Source organism: Massilia sp. WG5 (assembly GCF_001412595.2).
In the GTDB taxonomy this organism is placed as follows: domain Bacteria; phylum Pseudomonadota; class Gammaproteobacteria; order Burkholderiales; family Burkholderiaceae_D; genus Telluria.
Genome location: NZ_CP012640.2, coordinates 4,659,138 through 4,680,824, shown reverse-complemented (window position 1 = coordinate 4,680,824; position 21,687 = coordinate 4,659,138). Strand labels below are relative to the sequence as shown.

Annotated in this window: 12 protein-coding genes; 3 read left to right on the top strand and 9 right to left on the bottom strand. The window is 66.6% G+C overall.

Translation table 11 applies throughout. The features are described from left to right. Window positions 1-209: 209 nt before the first annotated feature. The 7 genes from rluB to AM586_RS20820 all read right to left on the bottom strand — a co-directional run bounded on the left by rluB (window position 210) and on the right by AM586_RS20820 (window position 9,414). Window positions 210-2,240 (bottom strand): 23S rRNA pseudouridine(2605) synthase RluB, encoded by a 2,031-nt coding sequence (gene rluB / locus AM586_RS20850; RefSeq protein WP_047824736.1) that lies wholly within the window; start codon window positions 2,238-2,240, stop codon window positions 210-212. Between the two features lie 36 nt (window positions 2,241-2,276). After that, window positions 2,277-2,969 carry an SMC-Scp complex subunit ScpB gene (scpB, locus tag AM586_RS20845; RefSeq protein WP_047824434.1) on the bottom strand — a complete coding sequence of 231 codons (693 nt, stop codon included), beginning with the start codon at window positions 2,967-2,969 and terminating at the stop codon, window positions 2,277-2,279. A 435-nt stretch (window positions 2,970-3,404) separates the two neighbouring features. Further along, window positions 3,405-4,457, bottom strand: coding sequence for a glucokinase (locus tag AM586_RS20840; RefSeq protein ID WP_047824436.1), 1,053 nt, complete (start codon window positions 4,455-4,457; stop codon window positions 3,405-3,407). A 146-nt stretch (window positions 4,458-4,603) separates the two neighbouring features. Beyond that, window positions 4,604-5,557, bottom strand: a complete 954-nt coding sequence (locus tag AM586_RS20835; RefSeq protein ID WP_047824437.1) for a DedA family protein/thiosulfate sulfurtransferase GlpE — start codon at window positions 5,555-5,557, stop codon at window positions 4,604-4,606. 226 nt (window positions 5,558-5,783) lie between these two features. Next, window positions 5,784-7,466, bottom strand: a complete 1,683-nt coding sequence (locus AM586_RS20830) for an ABC transporter ATP-binding protein (RefSeq protein WP_047824438.1) — start codon at window positions 7,464-7,466, stop codon at window positions 5,784-5,786. Between the two features lie 5 nt (window positions 7,467-7,471). Beyond that, window positions 7,472-8,479, bottom strand: a complete 1,008-nt coding sequence (locus AM586_RS20825; protein WP_047824439.1) for an ABC transporter permease — start codon at window positions 8,477-8,479, stop codon at window positions 7,472-7,474. After that, window positions 8,476-9,414 carry an ABC transporter permease gene (locus AM586_RS20820; RefSeq protein WP_047824440.1) on the bottom strand — a complete coding sequence of 313 codons (939 nt, stop codon included), beginning with the start codon at window positions 9,412-9,414 and terminating at the stop codon, window positions 8,476-8,478. The genes AM586_RS20825 and AM586_RS20820 overlap by 4 nt, the downstream gene beginning before the upstream one ends. 526 nt (window positions 9,415-9,940) lie before the next feature. On the opposite strand from AM586_RS20820, the gene AM586_RS20815 reads away from it, so the two are divergent. Beyond that, window positions 9,941-12,787, top strand: coding sequence for a TonB-dependent receptor domain-containing protein (locus tag AM586_RS20815; protein ID WP_229411106.1), 2,847 nt, complete (start codon window positions 9,941-9,943; stop codon window positions 12,785-12,787). Window positions 12,788-12,861: 74 nt separating this feature from the next. Here the strand turns inward: AM586_RS20815 and AM586_RS20810 are convergent, their stop codons facing one another. Continuing rightward, entirely contained in the window at window positions 12,862-14,142 is a 1,281-nt protein-coding gene (locus AM586_RS20810) for an aspartyl/asparaginyl beta-hydroxylase domain-containing protein (RefSeq protein WP_052233421.1), read from the bottom strand. A gap of 262 nt (window positions 14,143-14,404) precedes the next feature. Between AM586_RS20810 and AM586_RS20805 the strand changes: the two genes are divergently transcribed. Beyond that, window positions 14,405-17,179: a TonB-dependent receptor gene (locus tag AM586_RS20805; protein WP_082439425.1), complete on the top strand. Its 2,775-nt coding sequence runs from the start codon at window positions 14,405-14,407 to the stop codon at window positions 17,177-17,179. Window positions 17,180-17,282: 103 nt separating this feature from the next. Here the strand turns inward: AM586_RS20805 and aroG are convergent, their stop codons facing one another. Then, window positions 17,283-18,344: a 3-deoxy-7-phosphoheptulonate synthase AroG gene (aroG, locus tag AM586_RS20800; protein WP_047824444.1), complete on the bottom strand. Its 1,062-nt coding sequence runs from the start codon at window positions 18,342-18,344 to the stop codon at window positions 17,283-17,285. Between the two features lie 420 nt (window positions 18,345-18,764). Here aroG and AM586_RS20795 point away from each other — a divergent pair, with 420 nt between their 5' ends. After that, window positions 18,765-21,644, top strand: a complete 2,880-nt coding sequence (locus tag AM586_RS20795; protein ID WP_047824445.1) for a TonB-dependent receptor — start codon at window positions 18,765-18,767, stop codon at window positions 21,642-21,644. Window positions 21,645-21,687: the final 43 nt, after the last annotated feature.

Below are 21,687 nucleotides of genomic sequence, written 5' to 3'. Positions count from 1 at the left end.
GCGTCCGGCAAACCCCCGAGGGCAAGGCGCGCGGTCGAAGACAGTACGCCAGTACGGCGAGACCGCGCAACGCCGCCATCGGGGGTTTACCAAACGCGACCAGTGTCGGAGCGTCCGGCAAACCCCCGAGGGCAAGGCGCGCGGTCGAAGACAGTACGCCAGTACGGCGAGACCGCGCAACGCCGCCATCGGGGGTTTACCGGACGCGACTAGCTGCGCCGACCGCGGCGGGGCATACCATGATCGCTGACGCGCGGCCCTTGCGGACGGCGGTTCTGCCCTGCGCCGGCGAAACCGAAAGTGGTCTGCAGCGGATCCGGCTGGCGCGGACCCTTGCCGCCACCGCCCGTACCACCGCCACCGCTGCGGCCCTGGCCGCCACTGCGTCCCTGGCCGCCGTTGCGACCCTGGCCCTGGCCGCCGCCGAAACCGCCGCGCCCCTGCGCGCCGCCCTGCATGCCGGGCTGGCCGCGGCCGCCCTGCTGGGCGCCGACGCGCACCACCGGCGGACCGAAGGGGTCGACATTCCGGTTGGCGTCGGCACGGTCGATGCGGTTGCCGTTGCTGCGATCGGCGCCGGCGCCGGCTCCCTCACGCCCCTTGTTGCCGCCGCCCTGCTTCTGCTTCGGACCCTGGCCCTGCTGGCCCTGGCCCTGGGCTGCGCCGCCCTTCTTCTCGATACCGAAGGCGGTCATGAAGTTGCGGACGTCGTTTTCTTCCATCTCTTCCCAGCGGCCGCGCTTCAGGCCGGTCGGCAGGGTCATTGCGCCGTAGCGGGTGCGGATCAGGCGCGAGACGGTCAGGCCGACCGCCTCGAACATGCGGCGCACCTCGCGGTTGCGGCCTTCGCCGATCACCACGCGGTACCAGCGGTTGACGCCTTCGCCGCCGCCGTCGGCGATCTTGGTGAAGGACGCCAGGCCGTCTTCCAGCTCGACGCCGGCCAGCAGCTTCTGGCGCATGCCTTCCTCCAGTTCACCCAGGGTGCGCACGGCGTACTCGCGGTCGATGTTGTAGCGCGGGTGCATCAGGCGGTTCGCCAGGTCGCCGGAATTCGTGAACAGCAGCAGGCCCTCGGTGTTGAAGTCGAGGCGGCCGACGGCCAGCCACTTGCCGGTTTTCATGTTCGGCAGGCGGTCGAATACCGACGGACGGCCTTCCGGATCGTCCGCGCTGACGATTTCACCGGCCGGCTTGTGGTACACGAGCACGCGCGGCGGCTTGTTGTTGTTCACGCGGCGCTGCAGCAGCTTGCCGTTGATGCGCACGGCATCGGTCGGCAGGATGCGCTGGCCGATGTGGGCCGGCTCGCCGTTCACCGACACGCGGCCGGCGATGATCAGTTCTTCCATGTCGCGGCGCGAACCCAGGCCGGCCTCGGCCAGCACCTTGTGCAGCTTCGGCGCATCGTCCTCGGCGGTCAGGTCGCGGCGCGCCTTGGACGGCTGGGCCTGGCCGCGGCCGCCCTCGCTGGCGTCGAAGGCGTCCGAGGTGACGAAGGAGAACACGGCGTCGGCATCGTTCGGCTTGCCGCCGCGAGTGTCCTTGCCGCCGCGGGCGTTCCTGCCCTGCTGCTTGCCTTGCTGGATCGCCTGGCCCTGGGGCTGCTGACCCTGGACTTGCTGGCCCGGCTGGCGGGCCTGCTGGCCCTTCCTGCCCTTCTTCTGGTCCTGCTTGCCGGCGCGCGCGTGCTGGCGCTGCTCGCCGCGCGGCTCGGCGCCCTGCTCCGCACCGGCCTGGGCCGGCTCGGCAGCCGCGGCGCCGGTGTCGGCGTCGGCGGCGTCCGGCTGGACGCGCGGCTGGCGGGCTTCGCGGACCTGGCGCTGTTCACGCATCTGGCGCGGACCGCGCGGCTTGCGCTGGCCCTCGCCCTCGCCGTCGGCCTGGGCCTGCACTGCCGGCGCGGCAGCGTCGGCTACAGCGAGCACAGCGGCCGGCGCCGCCGGAGCGGCTTCGGCGGCGGGCGCCGGTGCGGCCGCGTCCGCGACTTTCTTGGCGCGCGGCTTGCGGGCCGGCTTGGCGGCCTCGGCTGCCGGCTCGGCAGCGGCCGGGGCGCCTGCAACGGCGGCGGCATCAGCCTCGGCCGGCTTGGCGACAGCCTTGCGGGTGCGTTTCGGTTTGCTATCGGTGTCCGGCTGCGCGCCGTCGGCCGCCGGCTTGGCGCGCGTGCGCTTCGGCTTGGCGGCCGCCTCCAGCCCTGCGTCGGCAGGGGTCGTCTCGGTGGTGTCGGTTGGATTCATCATTCGTATCTTTATTGTTGCTGACCAGGCGCGAGATCAACCGCCGGTTGCGGGCGCAGGGTCGTGCTCAGGTTCGTGCTCGGTTGTGTGCTCAGTTTCGTGCACCGGGACTTCAACGGGTGAAGTGTCGTCAAATTGTTGCAAAGCCGCCTCGAGCGCCGCCAGGCTGCGCCCGTCGGCCCCGTCGCCCACCTGCTGCAGCGGCGGCAGCTGCGACAGCGACGCCAGGCCGAGGTCGTCGAGGAACTGCCTCGTCGTGCCCAGCAGCGCCGGGCGCCCCGGCACCTCGCGGTGGCCGACCACGTCGATCCAGCCGCGGTCTTCCAGCATCTTGATCGTCTGCGAGTTCACGGCGACGCCGCGAATCTCCTCGATGTCGCCGCGCGTGACCGGCTGGCGATAGGCGATGATCGCCAGCGTCTCCAGCGTCGCCCGCGAATACTTCGGCGGCTTTTCCGGCGCCACCCGGTCGAGGTAGGGCTTCATCTCGGGCCGGCTCTGGAAGCGCCAGCCGGAGGCCAGGCTGACGATCTCGATGCCGCGGTCCTGCCAGTCCTGGCGCAGTTCTTCCAGCAGGATCTTGATCGTGTCGGCGCCCACGCCCACGCCGATCTGCCTGCCGTTCGGATCGACGTCGGCGAACAGCTTCTTCATGCCGTGGATCGTCATCGGCTCGCGCGCACAGAGCAAGGCGGTCTCGAGGACCTTCTTGGCCTCATCAGTGTTCATAACGATGTCGTCAGCGGATCTTGCAAGTCGCGCAAAGAAAATATCAAACACAAACCAGTTCAGCGCTCACGACATGTCGTGGAAACGACACGGAAGCCGAAGCCTCCGGATGAGACAACACGCGTTGAAACTGGGTTCCGTGGCCCGGTGGTGGCACAGGGCGGAATACCGTGGCGGGGAGCATTTACGCCCTGTCCGGCCACGCGGCAACCCGCCGGAAAGCGGACTGCAATGGTTGACTTTCAGGAGAAACGGGGCTGCTGGCGCAGTGAGGAAACCAGGCTGTGGAGGCGAGGCTCCGGGCGTGCCAGGCAAGCAAACGACATCGTTTCTACCAATTGGCGGCCATTGTACCCGATAAAACCCGGAATGGGAGATGCCGCGCGCGCGAGGCGGCCCGCCGCCCGGCACTGCTGCCCGCCGCGCCGCGCCCGCTCAAGCGCCGAGGCGCTCGGTCAGGATCGCGGAAACGCCCAGGAAGGCCGGGTACTCGGCCGTGATCACATAGGTCGGGACCGCCGCCAGATAGGCCTCGAACCGGCCTTTCTGCTCGAAGCGGCGGCGGAAGCACGAACGCTCGAAGCGCTCCCCCAGGCGCGGCACGATGCCGCCGCCGATGTACACGCCGCCCTGGGCGCCAAGGGTGACGGCCAGGTTGCCGGCCACCGTGCCCAGCATGCCGCAGAAGGCCTCGACGACGTCAATGCAGAGCGCGCATTCGTCGGCCAGGGCGCGGCGCGAAATCTCCGGCGCATCGAGCGCTTCGACAGCGACGCCGCGGTGATGCGCCAGCGCGCGGTAGATCAGCTCGACGCCGGCGCCGGACAGCAGGCGCTCGGCCGAGACGTGCGCGAATTCGCGCCAGGCGTACTGCAGGATCGCGACTTCGGTCTCGTTGGCCGGCGAAAACGTCACATGGCCGCCTTCGCTGCGCAGCGCGGTCCAGCCCTTGCCGTCCGGCGCCGGGATCAGGCCCGACACGCCGAGGCCGGTGCCGGCGCCCAGCAGGCCGATCGGCGCACCCGCGTCGACCGCGCCGCCGCCGACCTGGCGCTTGTCGCTGTCCGCCAGCCAGGGCAGCGCCATCGCCAGCGCCTCGAAATCGTTGACCACGACAAAGGTATCGAAGCCGCACTCGCGGCGCAGGGCTTCGATCGAGAACTGCCAGTGGTGATTGGTCATGCGGACCATGTCGCCCATCACCGGGTTGGCGATCGCGATCGCCGCGTGGCGCACCGCGCCGGCGCCGGCGACCGTCTCGGCCACGCCGGGGAGCGCCAGGTAGGCCCGCAGGGCGTCGGCCAGCGTCGGATAGCCGGCGCAGGCCAGCACTTCGATGTGGGCGATGCGGCCCGGCCCGGTTTCCAGCGCGAAGCGTGCGTTGGTGCCGCCGATGTCGGCGAGCAGACGCGGACTGGCATGCGCCGGAGACGCATGCAGAGGGGCGGAAGTCGGCTGGAGAGCGGTGGTTGCAGGTGCAGCGGTCATGGCAAGCGATCGGAAACAGATTCCAGAAGCTTAAGGATTTCTTGGCTTCAGCGCAAGCGTTTATTGTAGTTTAGGTACACGACCCGTTGTTTCGCTAGGAATCTCTCAAAAAATTGCCATCGCTCATGAGTAGTCGAGCTACCAAATCAGCCGATTTTCGGACGCAATCCGGCATCGGCCTGGCTGGCGGCGCCATCCGTGTTCCAGGCGTCGAGGCCACCGCGCAAGGGGCGCGCGCGGTGGAAGCCCTTGGCGATGAAGGCCTGCGCGACCTGGGCTGCGGTGACGTCGTTCGGGCAGCTGCAATACACCACGATGTGGCGCTCGCGGTCGAGGCTGGCCATCAGGCGTTCCGGCGGCGTGTCGCCATACACCAGGGCGCCGGGGATGCCGGCTTCCATCTGGCGCGCGGTGAGGCTGCGGGCATCGACGATCAGGGGATCGTGGCCGGCCTCGAGCAGGGCCTTGAATTCGTCGATGTCGATGCGCGGCAGCATGGTGGCGCCGAGGTTGCGGCGGCGCTCGATGTACTTGAGCAGGACGAACAGGGCCAGCAAGGCGCCGACCACCATCAGCGCGGTGCTGCCGAGGGTCTCGAACCAGCCGATGACCTCGTCGACGCTGCCGTGGAACCAGGCGCCCAGGCCCATGCCGACCCCGCTCCACAGCAGGCCGCCCGCCATCGACAGCCAGACGAAGCGCTGGGTGGTGGTGCCCATTGCCCCTGCCAGCGGCGGCGCGATGGTATTGAAGCCGGGAATGAACTTGGCGACCACCAGGGATTTGGCGCCCCAGCGGCTGAAGTTGTCTTCGGTCTGGCTGACGCAGGAATCCGGCGACAGCGAAATCCGGCACAGCAGGCGCAGGATGCGCTTGCCGTAGTGGCGGCCGGCGCGGAACCAGAAATAATCGCTGATCAGGCAGGCCACGACGCTGGCCGCCAGGTACAGCGGCCAGTTGGCGTTCTGGTCGACCGCCAGCGCGCCGGCGATGATCAGCACCGGAAAGGCGGGAATCGGCAGGCCGATCTGTTCGAGCAGCACGGTGCCGAACACGATCAGCACGCCATAGGTGTGTATCAGGTGGGAGAACTGGGCCATGCTCTCATATTAACTGAGAAGCCAGGCCTCCTGTTGCGGCTCCGGCCCGCGGGTCTTGCCCGGTGCGCCCGTCCCTGTTCTGCTGGACGCACTGGACGGAAAATTCGGAGCCAGAGCACATTTCGCATTCGCGCCAAATCGACCGATTTGACAGGAAGATCAGCCAACAAATCCTCATTCGAGCTTGCCCGAAAAAGTGCTCTGATCCCGAATTGACCCCGAATGCTCAGGCGCCGCGCGGGATGGCGGCCAGCAAAGCCTGGGTGTAGGGATGCTGCGGGTTACGGTACAGCTCGTCCGAATCGGCGGTCTCGACCACGCTGCCGTGGTGCATCACCATCACGCGGTCGGAGATGTACTTCACCACCGACAGGTCGTGCGAGATGAAGATGTAGCTCATCTTGTACTCGTCCTGCAGGTCCTGCAGCAGGTTCAGCACCTGGGCCTGCACCGAGACGTCGAGCGCCGATACCGACTCGTCGCACACCAGGATCTCCGGCTTCATCGTCAGGCAGCGCGCGATCGCGATGCGCTGCCGCTGGCCGCCGGAGAACTCGTGCGGATAGCGGTGAAAGGCCTGCTCCGGCAGCCCGACGCGCTTCAGCAGATAGTGCGCATGCTCGGTGCGCTCGGCATCGTTGGCGCCGATGCGGTGGATGCGCATCGGCTCCAGCAGGATCTGGCCGACCGTGAAGCGCGGGTTCAGCGAGGCATACGGGTTCTGGAAGATGATCTGGATGCGCCGTTTATAGGCCTGGTACTCGCGGTCGCTCATCGCCAGCAGGTCGCGGCCGTCGAACATGGCGCTGCCGCCGGTGGCGCGGTGCAGGCGCAGCAGGGTCAGGCCGACCGTGGTCTTGCCGGAGCCGGATTCGCCCACCACGCCCAGCGTCTTGCCGCGCGGGAGCGTAAACGACACATCCTTCACGGCCTTGAATTCGCGCTTGCCGAACAGGCCCTCGCGCAGCCAGAAGCTCTTCTGCAGGCCTTCGACCACCAGCACCCTGTCGTCATCGGCCGCATAGCCGCGCGAGCGCTGCGGCAGCTCGGCATCCGCGCTGACCCGCCCGCTCAGGTAATCGTCGATCACCGGCAGCCGCAGCGGCCGCTCGTCCAGCTTCGGCCGGCAGTGCAGCAGGGCCCGCGTATAGGCATCCACCGGCGCGTGCAGCACTTGGGAAGCCGCCCCCTCCTCCCGCACCTCGCCGTGGCGCATCACGATCACGCGGTCGGCGATTTCTCCCACCAGCCCGAGGTCGTGGGTGATGAACAGGACCGCCATCTGGTGCTTCTTCTGCAGCCGCCCGATCAGCTCCATGATCTGCTTCTGGATCGTCACGTCCAGCGCGGTGGTCGGCTCGTCGGCGATCAGGAGCCGCGGTTCGCAGGCGATCGCCATCGCGATCATCACGCGCTGCTGCTGGCCGCCCGACATCTGGCCCGGGTAGGCGTCGATCTTGCTGGCCGGGTCGGGGATACCGACCTCCTCCAGCAGTTCCAGGCTGCGGGCGCGCGCCTGGCGCCGGTTCATGCCGAGGTGCTGGCGCAGCACCTCGCCGATCTGGAAGCCGACCGTGAACACCGGGTTCAGCGAGGACATCGGCTCCTGGAAGATCATCGCGATGTCCTTGCCGCACAGCTTGCGCCGGGCCTCGACCGGCTGGCCGAGCAGCTCGCGGCCGTCGAAGCGGATCGAGGAGCCCTCGTGGAGGATGGTGGTCTCCTGCGGCAGCAGGCCCATCACCGCCAGCGAGCTGACCGACTTGCCGCTGCCGGATTCGCCCACCAGGGCCACGGTCGCGTTCTTCGGCAGGCTGAAGGAAATGCCCTTCAGGGCTTCGAAAGTGTTCTTTTTATCGATGCGGAAGGAAACGCGCAGGTCGCGCACTTCAAGAAGATGCTCGCTCATGGGACTCACTTCAGTTTCGGGTCGAGCGCATCGCGCAGCGCATCGGCGAACAGCGAGAAGGCCGTCACCAGCAGGGCCATCGCGCTGGCGGCGGCCGCCAGCTGCCACCACTTGCCGAGGATGAGTTCATTCTGCGCTTCGTTCAGCATGCTGCCCCAGGACACGACGCCGACCGGCACGCCGAAGCCCAGGAAGGACAGGATCACCTCGGCCTTGATGAAGCCGACCACCAGGATCGACATCTGCACCAGGGCCACGTGCGAGACGTTCGGCAGGATGTGCGAGAACATCCGGCGCCAGCCGGACGCGCCGATGGCGTCGGCGGCCATCACGTATTCGCGCGCCTTGTGCTTGATGTACTCCGCGCGGATCAGGCGATAGGGCCCGGTCCAGCCGGTCAGGCCCAGGATCAGCACGATCGTCAGCACGCCCTTGGTCTGCAGCACCGCCGCCACCGTCAGGATCATCAGGATCGACGGGATCGAGGTGAAGATGCTGTAGAACCAGTTGAACAGGTCGTCGACCTTGCCGCCATAGAAGCCGGAGACGGCGCCGAACAGCGTGCCCAGCGCCACCGCCACCAGGGCCGCCACCAGACCGACCACGATCGAGGTCTGGCCGCCCTTGATGGTTTTCTTGACGATGTCGTGCCCCCATTTGTCGGCGCCGAAGGGCAGCGTGGTGGCCTTCGCGGCCTGCGTGGCGTGGCCATGCCGCGCCAGCTCCGCCTTCAGGGCGCCAAGGTCGGCCGCCAATGGATCGAAGCTGTTCGGAGGCGCCGGCGGCAATGGCCGGGCCAGCGCCGCCAGCGCCGGATCCGGTCCGGCGAAGCTGGGCGGCGCATAGTTCACCGCCACCTCCTGTTCCCAGTCGGCGGCGACCAGGCCGGTGGCGGACAGCAGCACCGACAGCAGGAACAGCAGGACCACCGCCAGCGAGGCCATCGCGATGCGGTCGGCGCGCAGGCGGCGCCAGGCGAGCGCCCACAGGCCGGGCGAGACAGCGTGATTCATTTCAGTTGCACCCTCGGGTCCACCGCCTGGTACATCAGGTCGGCCAGCAGGTTGAATACCATGGTGGCGGCGGCCACGTAGACCGTGATTGCCTTGATCACCGGGAAGTCGCTGCGCTCGACCGCCAGGATCACTTCGCGCCCGATACCCGGGATGCCGAAGAAGCGCTCGAGCAGGAAGGCGCCGATCAGCAGCGCCGGCAGGTTCGACATGACGTAGGTGATGATCGGGATGGCGGCATTGCGCAGCACGTGGACCCAGACGATGCGGCGCTCGGACAGGCCCTTGGCGCGCGCGGTGCGCACGTAGTCCTGGCCCACCTCGTCCAGCACGAAGCTGCGGAACAGGCGCAGGGTCGGCGCCACCGACACCGTCAGGCCGATCAGGATCGGCAGCGTGGCGTAGCGCAGCAGGTTTTCCAGGAAGCGGTCGCCCCAGCCCTGCACCGGAAACAACCCGAGCTTGTAGGCCAGCCCGTACTGGAACACGATGATGTAGACCAGGATCGAGATCGACATCCCGACCGTGCAGGCGACCATCACCAGGCGGTCGGTCAGCGAGCCGCGGACGAACGCGATCGCCAGCGCCAGCGCGATGCCGATCAGCGTTTCCAGCACGGTGAGCGGCACCAGCACCGTCAGCGAGGGGCCGAGCCGGGTCGCGAGGATGTGCGAGACCGGTTCGCCCGTGCTCCAGGCATTGCCGAAATCAAAGCTCAGGATCTGCCTGACGAAGATGCCAAGCTGCACGTACCAGGGCTGGTCCAGCCCGAGCTGGGTGCGGATATTGGCGATCGCCTGCGCATCCGCCATCTTCCCCGCCAGCAGGTAGGAAGGATCGCCCCCCACCCAGTTGAACAGCAAGAAAACCAGCAGCACCACACCGGCCATGGTCGGCAGCATTTGCCAAAGGCGGCGGAGTATATAAGCAAACATCGGGATTCCCGGTGATTCTCAGGAGCAAAACGAGACTATAGACCAGTTTTCCGCCCTTGCATCGCGAAATATGCGATCCGGGCCCCGCGCCCGCCTCATGCACGAATCGGCTGCTTTGACAAGTCCCGGCCAGCGCCAGGCCCGGCTTGGCAAGTCCTGGCTGTATTCCAACCAATATTCTTTCCGGGGCGAAAACGATATGTATACATGCATACATTGTAAATACTATATTTTATTTTGCGTTTTTCAAAGTTATTCAGATACTTATTCGATTTATTTTCATTTATTCAGAATAAACCTCTTGTCGTTGTATTTATACACCAACAATCCGCTTGTATTGACATTGCTTAATGTCAATGCTTCCATTGCAGAGCTACAGCTTCGTTTTCCCAAGAAAGTAGCGACACCTCATAACAATTTACCTGGGTACGGCCGCACGAGGGACGTAGCCAGACATAAAGGAATGACAACAATGATGGCGGAAAAAGTACTATCTCGATCAGTCCGTTTGATGTTCGCAGGCGGCATGGCGCTGAGCGCAGGCGTCGCGGGCGCGCAGGATGGCGCGGCCCCGGCGCAGGACACGGCAGCCGCCGCTTCGATGCAGCGCGTCGAAGTGACGGGTTCGCGCATCCCTTCGCTGAACACGGAAGGTTCCAGCCCGATCACGACGCTGAGCGCCAAGGACATCAAGATCGACGGCGTGCGCAATACCGAAGACCTGCTGAACAACCTGCCCCAGGTGTTCGCCTCGCAGGGCGCCGCCATCTCGAACGGCGCCAGCGGCACCGCCACCGTCGACCTGCGCGGCATGGGCGCGCAGCGCACCCTGGTGCTGGTCAACGGCAAGCGCCTGCCCTCGGGCAGCGTGCTGAGCACCGCAGCCGACCTGAACCAGATTCCTAGCGAGCTGATCCGCCGCGTGGACGTGTTGACCGGCGGCGCCGGCGCCGTCTACGGCTCGGGCGCGGTCGCCGGCGTCGTCAACTTCATCCTGAAGGACAACTTCGAAGGCGTGGAAGTCGAGGCCAACATCTCCGGCGCCAACCACCAGCAGCACAACGACGAAATCCAGGCGGTCGTGAACAAGAAGGGTTTCCCGCTGCCGGGCAACCACGCCTTCGATGCGAAGAAATACGACTTCAGCCTGCTGGCCGGCTCGAACTTCGCCGACAACAAGGGTAACGCCACCTTCTTCGTCGCCCACCGCCACGCCGACGCCCTGCTGCAATCCCAACGCGACTACTCTGCCTGCTCGCTGGGTGCCTCGGACCCGGGCTTCGCCTGCTCCGGCTCGGGCACCTCGATCGCCCGCGTCGGCTCGTTCACGCCGGACGCCAGCGGCAACCCGCGCAAATACGTCTCGGCCACCGATGCCTACAACTTCGGTCCGCTGAACTTCTTCCAGCGCCCGTCGGACGAGTACAACATCAACTCGACCATGCACCTGGATATCAATCCGAACGTGCGCCTGTACAACGAGTTCAGCTTCCACAACTACACCACCGACGCACAGATCGCACCGGGCGGCATCTTCTACGGCCAGCAGGCCACCATCGCCTACGAGAACCCGCTGCTGAACGATGCCTGGCGCGCCGCGCTGGGCCTGACCCCGGGCACCAGCAAGACCTTCTCGGTCGGCAAGCGTAACGTCGAAGGCGGCCCGCGCAGCAACAACATCACCGACTCGTCCTTCCGCGAAGTACTCGGCTTCAAGGGCGAAGTCGGCGGCTGGACCTACGACGTGTTCGGCCAGTTCGCGCGCGTCAACCACCAGGACCGTTCGACCGGCTACTTCTCGAGCCGCCTGATCGCCAACGCGCTGGACGTGGTGGCGGACGCCTCGGGCAAGGCCGTGTGCCGCTCGGTCGTCAACGGTTCGGATCCGAACTGCGTGCCGTACAACCTGTTCAAGCAGGGCGGCGTGACCCAGGGCGCGCTGGACTACCTGAACGCCACCGGTTCGAACGGCGGCTTCACCCAGCAGAGCGTGTTCGGCCTGAACTTCGGCACCGACCTCACCGGCTACGGCCTCAAGCTGCCGACCGCCGAGAGCGGCGCCGGCGTGTCCTTCGGCTACGAGCAGCGCGTCGAAAAACTGTCCTTCGAGCCGGACTATGAAAACCAGACCGGCGACCTGTCCGGCGCGGGCGGCGCATCGCCGGCCGTGCGCGGCGCCTACAACGTCAAGGAAGCCTTCGGCGAGTTCAAGCTGCCGCTGCTGGACAACATGGCGTTCGCCAAGCACATGGACCTGAGCGGTTCCTACCGCCGTTCGAACTACAGCACCGGCGCCAAGACCAACACCTTCGGCTTCGGTCTCGACTGGCAGCCGGTCGACATGGTCCGCGTGCGCGGCTCGGTCCAGCGTGCGGTGCGCGCACCGAACATCTATGAGCTGTTCACCCCGCAAGCCGTGGTACTGGCCGGTCCGAACGACGACCCGTGCGAAGGCGACACCCCGAAGGCCACCGCGGCGCAGTGCGCCTTCACCGGCGTATCCGCTGCCCAGTACGGCAAGCTGACCGAGAACTCGACCAACCAGTACAACGGCCGTACCGGCGGCAATCCGAACGTCAAGCCGGAAACCGCCAACACCTACACCGTCGGCCTGGTGATCGATCCGGTCAAGAACCTGACCATCACCGTGGACGCGTTCAAGCTGAAGATCAAGGACGCGATCCAGGCGGTCAACGCCCAGAGCGTGTTCACCCAGTGCCTGACCACCGGCAACCCGCTGTACTGCGGACTGGTCCATCGCGACCAGCTCGGCTCGCTGTGGCTGACCCCGGGCGGCTACGTCGAAGCCGGCACCACCAACATCGGTTCGCAAGGCACCTCGGGCGTCGACCTCGGCGCCAGCTACCGTGCGCGCCTGGGCGGCCTGGGCGGCCTGGACTTCACCCTGAACGGCACTTACGTGCACAGCTACGAAGTCGAGAACCTGCCGGGCAATGGCAGCTATGACTGCACCGGCCTGTACGGCGCGACCTGCGGCACCCCGACCCCGAAATGGCGTCACAAGTTCCGCACGACCTGGACCAGCCCGTACAACCTGGACCTGTCGCTCACCTGGCGCTACATCGACCGCATGAAGAACGACATGCTGGACAGCAATACGCAGCTGGCAGGCGAACTCGATACCCAGCGTGACGCCTACCTGGCCTCGCGCAGCTACATCGACCTGAACGGCACCTACCGCATCGGCCGCAAGCTGGCCGTGAGCTTCGGCATCAACAACCTGTTCGACAAGGATCCGCCGATCGCTTCGTCGAGCTCGGTGACCGGCACCTTCGGCAACGGCAACACCTTCCCGCAGGTGTACGACTCCTACGGCCGCTTCGTGTACGCCAACCTGACCTATCGCTTCTGATGGAACAGGTCTGAAACGCCGATAAAAAAACCGCCGCCGGGGCAACCCGGCGGCGGTTTTTTCATGCCCCTGTCTTATAGGCCGTCGCTGCCTTCGGCGCCGGAAAACGCCCGCATGCCGGCGCTCAGGGAGCTGACCAGGGCGCGCTCGGGGCCGGTCAGGTGCGGATGCCAGATGTCGAACATCAGGATCGCGCGCAGCTGGCCGCTGTTGTTCCAGGCCTCGTGCTCGATGGTGTCGTCGAAGACCCAGGCCTTGCCCTCGACCCATTCGCGGATGTCGTTACCGACGCGGAAGCCGCAACCCGGCGGCACCACCAGCGGCAGGTGGGTCACCAGGCGCACGTTGCTGACGCCGCAGTGGGGCGGAATCCGGGTGCCCGGCTTGAGCAGCGAAAACATCGCGACCGGCGTGCGGCCCGGCTGGTCCGGCTGGGGCGCGCCGGCCAGCGCCCGCATGGTCTGCGGACAACGGCCCGCATTCGCCCCGTTCACCCGCCCGCCCTCGATCAGGTGGAAGGCGCTCCAGCGCGGGGAATGGTTCAGCTCGGCCCACTGGCGCAAGGGCTCGTCGCTGCCGTACTGCAAGTAGGGCGTAAAACCTTCGTCGCCGGCCAGCGCGCGCAGGAATTCGTCGCGGATGACGTCGGTCGCCGCTTCGATCGGGTCGAGCCAGGGAAAATCCTTGCGCTCGAAAAAGCTCACCGGGGCCAGCCCCTGGAAATGAAACAGCGCCGGCTGCGGTTCGTAGCGGCGCTTGCGGCCCAGCATGATATCGAGCGATTCGGCAAAACGCCGCGTGCCCTCGCCGCGCAGGCTGTCCAGCGCGGGCGCCAGGTAGTCGTCGAGGAAATCGCCGAATTCGCGGTTGTACTGCTCGCGGTAGGCCATGGCTTCCTGGACCGCCGGCCGCAGCTCCGGCGCCAGCTGCTGCAGCGGCGGCGCCACCGCGGCCACCGCCCCATGCGCGCGCGCCGCCGCGTGGCGCTTGCCCTGGCGCTGGAGCAGGCCGGCGCGCAGGATCAGGGCCAGCAGGTCGAGCGGATCGAGTACCAGCGCGCGCCGGATCGCTTCGGTCTCCCGGGCTTCGTCGCCCTGCGCCATGCAGACCACCGCCAGGTTGATCCACTGCTGCTTGTCGCGCCCGTCGAGCTGCACCAGGCGCTCGAGCAGGCTGCGCGCCTCCTCCAGCGCTCCGCCGCGGTAGCGCAGCTGCGCCAGCGCCAGCAGGGCGCCGGGGTGCGACGGCGCCCTGGCCAGGAGCCGCGTCCACAACTCTGCCGCCAGGCGCGGGTTGCCGCCCTTCGATGCCTCCTGGGCCTGGCGCGCCAGGACACCTGTTTCCTCATCCACCATTGCTGTCCCTTTGTCAGTGCGTCAATACGCATCCGCACGATTTTGTGGGCGCCGCCGCCGCTTGGCAAGCAATCGACTGTTGTATTGACGCAATATTGCAGTTGTATGCATATTGACTAGCTCAAGCATTAGGTGGTCTGATGCGCAAGTTGGAAAAAAAATCTACATTTCTTTCCAAACTACGAATGGCTACATCAAGCAATTCACTTTTCTGGCATATACGTATGCATATATGCCGTTATCAGACCATTTTGGAGTTGTAATGCATAAGAAAAAAGCAATCGCCCAGGCAGTGACCGTCGCCCTCGCCTACGTGGCGTTCGGCGCCGCCGCCACGGCCCAGGAGACCTCCTCGACGTCGATTCAGCGCGTCGAGGTGACCGGTTCGAGCATCAAGCGCGCTACCGCCGAGACCGCCTCGCCGGTGCAGGTCGTGACCCGCGAAGACCTGGCCAAGTCCGGCAAGGCCACCGTCGCAGAATACCTGCAGACCCTGACCGCCGACGGCGCCGGCTCGCTGCCGACCGGCTTCGGCAACGGCTTCGCCGCCGGCTCGACCGCGATCTCGCTGCGCGGCCTGGGCGCGACCTCGACCCTGGTGCTGCTGAACGGCCGCCGCATGGCCCCGTTCGCGCGCGCCGACGACGGCCAGAAGAGCTTCACCGACCTGTCGACCGTGCCGATGGAAGCGGTGGAACGCATCGAGATCCTGAAGGACGGCGCATCGTCGACCTATGGCGCGGATGCGATCGCCGGCGTGGTCAACATCATCCTGCGCAAGGACTTCAGCGGCCTGGTCCTGAAGGCCGAAGGCGGCGAATCGCGCTACCGCGACGCCGAAATGGGCAAGGGCAGCCTGACCTGGGGCAAGGGCAACCTCGACAATGACGGCTACAACGTCATGACCAACATCGAGGTGTACACCAACCACGAACTGAAGAACAAGGACCGCGCCGATCGCGAATGGATCGGCCACGGCGACATCCGCCCGTGGGGCTACGCCGCCAACAGCCAGTTCGCCGGCGGCTACATCACCCCGGGCGCCTCCAGCCCGAGCCCGGCCGGCGCCCTGCGCGATCCGAAGACCAACAACTACGTCTCGCTGCCGGGCTGCTCGCAGTTCTCGCCGGTGGTCAACCAGGACCCGGCCGGCGGCTGCCTGTGGTACCAGGACCAGTTCCGCTCGATGCAGCCGCAGATCGACGGCTTCAACCTGTATGCGCGCGGCACCAAGAACCTGGATGGCGGCCTGCAGCTGTACGCGGAAGCCGGCTACTCCAGCCGCGACACCTCGTTCATGCTGACCCCGCCGTCGACCAGCTCGACCGTCGCCTTCCCGCCGAATGCCAACAGCCCGACCGGCGTGATCTCCTACGGCAACACGATCCTGATGTCGGCCCAGCATCCGCAGAACCCGTACGGCGCCGACGTGCGCCTGCGCTACTCGATGTTCGACGTCGGCCCCAGCACCCGCTCGGTCGACAACGCCTTCTCGCGCTTCGTGATCGGCATCAAGGGCCAGCAGTTCGGCTGGGACTTCGACACCGCCTTCCTGCACTCGCGGTCCACCCTGGACCTCGACTACAGCAACATGATCAACATGAAGGTGCTGCAGGCAGCCCTGGGCAACCCGGCCAGCCAGTACTTCCCGTACTACATCGGCGCGCAGGCCGGCAAGAACCCGGCCTCGCTGTACGCCGCGATGGTGACCAACGCGACCTCGCACTCGATGACCCAGCTCGACATCGTCGACTTCAAGGCTTCGCGCGAGCTGATGCAGCTGCCGGGCGGCGCCCTGGGCCTGGCCTTCGGCGCCGAACACCGCCGCGAGAAGCTGGACAACCCCTCGCTGTCGGGCACCGCGGACGGTTCGATCAACGCTTCCTACGTGGCCGCCAAGGGTGACCAGAACATCTCGGCCGTCTTCGTCGAGGTGGCGGCGCCGGTGATCAAGACCGTCGAACTGACCGGTGCGGTGCGCTACGACAAGTACAAGAACTTCTCGTCGACCACCCCGAAAGTCGGCGTCAAGTGGACCCCGCTGAAGACCTTCGCCCTGCGCGGCACCTACTCGGAAGGCTTCCGCGCGCCAGGACCGGCCGAAGCGGGCGTCGAATCGCAGAGCACCGGCAGCTCCTCGGTGCGCGATCCGATCCGTTGCCCGGGCGGCGTGCCGGCAGCCGGCGGCGCCACCCAGGCCGACTGCGCGATCTCGATCGGCGCGGTGAAGGTCGGCAACCCGAAGCTGCAACCGGAAACCTCGAAGGGCTACACCCTGGGCATGGTCTGGGATCCGCTGACCAACACCAGCTTCTCGCTGGACGGCTTCAAGATCCGCCGTGAAAACGAGATCAACCCGCTGTCCTACGTCGAAGCAGCCGCGCTGCCGACCGCGATCCGCAACGACAACAACCTGGTGGTGAACGGCGTCGCGATCCCGAACACCGGCACCCTGCTGCTGTCGAACGCCCCGTACCAGAACTCGAGCTTCACCGAGATCAAGGGCGTGGACCTGGATGTCAAGCAGCGCATGCGCTTCGGCGACTACGGCCGCGGCACCGTCGGCCTGACCTGGACCCACATCGCATCGTGGGTCCGCGCAGAGAAGAGCGGCACCCGCTACCAGTACGCCGGCACCCACGGCAACTGCGACACCTCGAACTGCGCCGGCACGCCGAAGGACAAGATCAGCGCGACCGCATCCTGGGACTACAGCAACAAGTTCAACATGACCGCGACGGCCAACTACCGCGCCGACATGCAGAACGTGTACTTCGCGGGCGACAAGTGCGCCAACAGCTTCGCCGATGGTTCTCAGGCGCCGGGCAATTGCCGCCTGGCCTCGTTCACCACGATCGACCTGTCGGCACGCTACAACGTCAACCGCAACCTGCAGATCTACGGCTCGATCCAGAACCTGTTCGACAAGGTCGCGCCGCTCGATCCGCTGACCTACGGCGGCATGAGCTACAACCCGATGGACGCCAGCGGCGCCATCGGCCGCTACTTCAAGCTGGGCCTGCGCTACTCCATGTAATCTAGTGGTGGCGTAAATGAAAACGGCGAACCTCGGTTCGCCGTTTTTTTTGCCGCTCCCGGCATTGCCGGAAGCGCCTCCCCCGCGCAGGCGGGGGGCCGGTTTATGCGTCTTCCCGCAGTCGCCGCTGCCGCACCGCCTGCGCCAGCCCTTCCAGCACGCCCACGCTGGTTTCCCAGTCGATGCAGCCGTCGGTCACCGACTGGCCGTAGACCAGCTCCTTGCCCGGCACCAGGTCCTGGCGCCCACCCACCAGGTGGGACTCGACCATCACGCCGACGATGCGGGTGTCGCCCGCCGCCAGCTGGCCGGCGATGTCGGCGCACACCGGCACCTGGTTCTGCGGATTCTTGCTCGAGTTGGCGTGCGAGGCGTCGATCATCAGGCGGCTGGCCAGGCCGTTGGCGGCCAGCTGGCGGCAGGCGTCCTCGACGCTGGCGGCGTCGTAGTTCGGCGCCTTGCCGCCGCGCAGGATGATGTGGCAGTCCTCGTTGCCCGCGGTCGACACGATCGCCGAGTGCCCCCCCTTGGTCACGGACAGGAAGTGGTGCGGCTGCGACGAAGCCTTGATGGCGTCGGCGGCGATCTTGATGTTGCCGTCGGTACCGTTCTTGAAGCCGACCGGGCAGGACAGGCCGGACGCCAGCTCGCGGTGCACCTGCGATTCCGTGGTGCGGGCGCCGATCGCGCCCCAGCTGACGAGGTCGGCGATGTACTGCGGGCTGATCACGTCGAGGAATTCGGTGCCGGCCGGCAGGCCCAGTTCGTTGATGTCACGCAGCAGCTCGCGCGCCATCCGCAGGCCGTCGTTGATGCGGAAGCTGTTGTCCATGTAGGGATCGTTGATCAGGCCCTTCCAGCCCACCGTGGTGCGCGGCTTCTCGAAGTACACGCGCATCACGATCTCGAGTTCGCCCTTGAAGCGCTCGCGCTGCTCCGCCAGCCGGCGCGCGTACTCCAGCGCCGCCTTCGGGTCGTGGATCGAGCACGGGCCGATCACCACCATCAGGCGATCGTCCTGGCCATGCAGGATGCGGTGCAGGGCGATGCGCGCCGAGGCCGCGGTCTGCTCGGCGGCCGGGGTCACCGGAAACTCGCGGATCAGGTGCGCCGGCGGCGTCAGTTCCTTCATTTCGCGGATGCGTAGATCGTCGGTGCGTGGCATTGCTGTTCTCCGGTTCTTTAAATGAAAAAAAAACCGCCATCGCTGGCGGTTTTTCTGGAATCTTGCGTCGGACTACGTTCTGCTGTTGCGTGAACCTGCCGCTACTCCACCGCCGTTTGGCTGGAATGGCTAAACCAAAAATAAAAGGTAAAGAAGGCAGTGTGGCGCATAGGTCGTCCTGGGTGTCCAACTGACTATAACAACAATATATGAGCATTGGCAAGCTCTTTATCCGTCGCGTGCGGCCCTCATGACAGGCGATCGGTTGCATGAAGCTGACACCCATCACGGATGAGCGGAGCACGCTTGAGAGATGTCAGTCATCCCTGCGGGTCCAGTGCAAGAGTCGCACCATGCCCCGGCCGACTTGCGCCCCGTGCGAGCTGGGCAGGGATCCCTCAATGCCACTGGAGTCTGGAAATGACTGAAACCCCGATATCCCGAACGATCCGCCGCCTGTTCGCCAGCGGTGCCGCCGCCGGCATGGCGCTGCTGGCGCTGCCGGCGCTGCCGCTCGCGGCCCAGGCGCAGGAAGCCGCGCCCAAGCCGATCCAGCGCGTCGAAATCACGGGCTCGAACATCCGCCGTTCCGAGGCCGAGACCGCGTCCTCCGTCATCACCGTGAACCGCGCCGACATCGAACGTTCCGGCAAGGCCACCGTGGCCGAGCTGCTGCAGACCCTGGCGGTCGACAACCAGGGCTCGGTGCCGACCACCTTCGGCAACGGTTTCGCCGCCGGCGCCTCCGGCATCTCGCTGCGCGGCCTGGGCGCGGCCTCGACCCTGGTGCTGATGAACGGCCGCCGCATGGCCCCCTATGGCCTGGCCGACGACGGCCAGAAGCAGTTCTCGGACCTGAACGTGATCCCGACCGACGCCGTCGAGCGCATCGAAGTGCTGAAGGACGGCGCCTCGGCGATCTACGGTTCCGACGCGATCGCCGGCGTGGTCAACGTCATCCTGCGCAAGGACTACCAGGGCAATACCCTGCGCGTCTCGCGCGGCGCCACCGAGCAGTGGGACGGCAAGCAGACCAACGTCGCCTTCACCAAGGGCGCCGGCAACCTCGACAGCGACCTCTACAACTTCCTGTTCAGCGTCGAATACAAGAAGTTCGACGAGATCTGGTACCACGACCGCCGCAGCCGCGACTACATCGGCCGCATCGACCTGCGGCCCTTCGGCTACTCGGCCAACGAGGCGCTGGGCGGCACCGGCGCCATCATCCCGGGCAGCGGCGCGGCCGGCAATGCCATCAACGGCAACGTGCGCAATCCGGCGGACACCGCCAACTACTACAACCGCGGCAACCTGGCCGGCCCCGGCTTCACCCGCATCTTCCCGGGCGCGGCCTGCTCGAACTTCACCTCCCACCCGCAGGGCGACCCCGGCGGCGGCTGCCTGATCGACTCCACCCTCGAATACAACCAGATCCAGCCGAAGCAGGAAAACCTGAGCACCTTCGTGCGCGGCGCCTACCAGTTCACGCCCGAGCTCCAGGCCTACAGCGAGCTGAACTGGTACACCAGCACCAGCGACACCGCCACCACGCCGTCCTCGGTCAGCGCCTCGGTCGGCTTCCCGGGCGGGCCGGTCAACAACGCCGTCGTCGCGCTCGGCGCCAACCATCCGGACAACCCCTATTTCGGCACCGCCGCGCGGCTGCGCTACCTGGCGGCCGACGTCGGCCCGCGCACTTCCAAGATCGAATCCAACTTCATCCGCTGGATCGGCGGCGCCAAGGGCAGCCATTTCGGCTGGGACTGGGACAGCGCCCTGCTGTATTCGCACAACCACGTCAACAACAACCAGAACGGCTACCTGCAGCGCGACGTCGCCTTCGCCCTGCTCAACCCGACCCCGGCCAACATCGGCGCCGCGCTGGCCGGCAGCCCGGCCTATGCGGCCCTGCCGATCGGCACGGTGTGGCGCATCGCCGAAAACGCCGGGCTGAACTCGCGGGCCATGTATGAGGCCCTGTCGCCGACCATCGGCAACAGCGCCAACAGCAAGGTCGGCCAGATCGACTTCAAGGCCACGCGCGAGTTCGCCGGTCTTCCCTACCTGACCGCCCCGCTGGGCCTGGCGCTCGGCGCCGAGTGGCGCCACGAGAGCACCGAGCTGAACCCGACCACCGGCACCGAGCGCGGCAACATCATCGGCCTGGGCTATTCGGCCTATAGCGGCTCGCGCAATGTGTTCGCCCTGTACGGCGAGGCGCTGGCGCCGCTGCCCTACAACATCGAAGCCTCGGCCGCGATGCGCTGGGACCACTTTACGGACGTGGGCAATTCCTACACCCCAAAAGCCGGCCTGAAGTGGACGCCGACCCGCGAATTCGCCCTGCGCGGCACCTTCGCACGCGGCTTCCGCGCGCCGAGTCCGGCCGAGAACGGGGTCGGCGGCCTGGCCGCCTTTTCAACCGCCTCCGACCCGGCGCGCTGCGCGCTGGGCGTGCCGGGCACCTGCGATCCGGCGCCGATCGCCCTGATCACGTCGCCGAACCCGGACCTGTCGCCGGAGCGTTCCAAGAGCTACACCCTGGGCATGATCTGGGACCCGCTGCCGCGCACCAGCATCTCGGTCGACTACTGGAAGATCAAGCGCAGCAACGAGATCAACCAGCAGCAGGTGGACGCCGCCATCGCCGCCGGCAGCGTGGTACGCGACCCGACCAGCGTCAGCGGCATTCCGGGCGACCCCGGCGCCATCACGGCGGTGCTGACGCGCTACGTCAACTCGGCCCAGACCAAGGTGCGCGGCATCGACATCGACGCCCGCTACAGCCACCGCCTGCCGGACGACTACGGGAACCTGAGCTTCGACGTGAAATACACGCACATGTTCGAATGGCTGCGCACCGAGCAGGACGGTACCTCGCGCGAGTTCGCCGGCACCCATGGCAACTGCGACGTGACGAACTGCACCGGTACGCCGGACAACCGCGCCAATGTGCGCTTCGGCTGGGACCGCAGGGACCTGCGCCTGTCGCTCAACATCAATTACCGCGGCAAGCTGGAGAACACCTTCTTCAGGGGTGATCCGAGCGGCTGCGCCAGCCACTTCGCCGATGGTTCGGATGCGCCGCGGGGCTGCGAACTGGCTTCGTTCACGAGCTTCGACCTGGTGGCGCGCTGGAAGCCGGCGCCGAAATGGGAAGTCTTCGGTTCGATCCAGAACCTGTTCGACAAGATCGCACCGCTCGATCCCCTGACCTACGGCGCCCAGGCCTACAACCCGCTGGACTTCGAAGGCGCGCGCGGACGTTTCTATCAGGTGGGGGCGCGGTATACCTTCTAAAAACGTCGTCCAAAAACGTCGTCCCCGCGGAGGCGGGGACGAC

Bases quoted from the DNA above. Each gene is read 5' to 3' on its own strand.
- rluB (WP_047824736.1), bottom strand. From the start codon at position 2,240: ATGAATCCAACCGACACCACCGAGACGACCCCTGCCGACGCAGGGCTG.
- scpB (WP_047824434.1), bottom strand. From the start codon at position 2,969: ATGAACACTGATGAGGCCAAGAAGGTCCTCGAGACCGCCTTGCTCTGT.
- AM586_RS20840 (WP_047824436.1), bottom strand. From the start codon at position 4,457: ATGACCGCTGCACCTGCAACCACCGCTCTCCAGCCGACTTCCGCCCCT.
- AM586_RS20835 (WP_047824437.1), bottom strand. From the start codon at position 5,557: ATGGCCCAGTTCTCCCACCTGATACACACCTATGGCGTGCTGATCGTG.
- AM586_RS20830 (WP_047824438.1), bottom strand. From the start codon at position 7,466: ATGAGCGAGCATCTTCTTGAAGTGCGCGACCTGCGCGTTTCCTTCCGC.
- AM586_RS20825 (WP_047824439.1), bottom strand. From the start codon at position 8,479: ATGAATCACGCTGTCTCGCCCGGCCTGTGGGCGCTCGCCTGGCGCCGC.
- AM586_RS20820 (WP_047824440.1), bottom strand. From the start codon at position 9,414: ATGTTTGCTTATATACTCCGCCGCCTTTGGCAAATGCTGCCGACCATG.
- AM586_RS20815 (WP_229411106.1), top strand. From the start codon at position 9,941: ATGGCGCTGAGCGCAGGCGTCGCGGGCGCGCAGGATGGCGCGGCCCCG.
- AM586_RS20810 (WP_052233421.1), bottom strand. From the start codon at position 14,142: ATGGTGGATGAGGAAACAGGTGTCCTGGCGCGCCAGGCCCAGGAGGCA.
- AM586_RS20805 (WP_082439425.1), top strand. From the start codon at position 14,405: ATGCATAAGAAAAAAGCAATCGCCCAGGCAGTGACCGTCGCCCTCGCC.
- aroG (WP_047824444.1), bottom strand. From the start codon at position 18,344: ATGCCACGCACCGACGATCTACGCATCCGCGAAATGAAGGAACTGACG.
- AM586_RS20795 (WP_047824445.1), top strand. From the start codon at position 18,765: ATGACTGAAACCCCGATATCCCGAACGATCCGCCGCCTGTTCGCCAGC.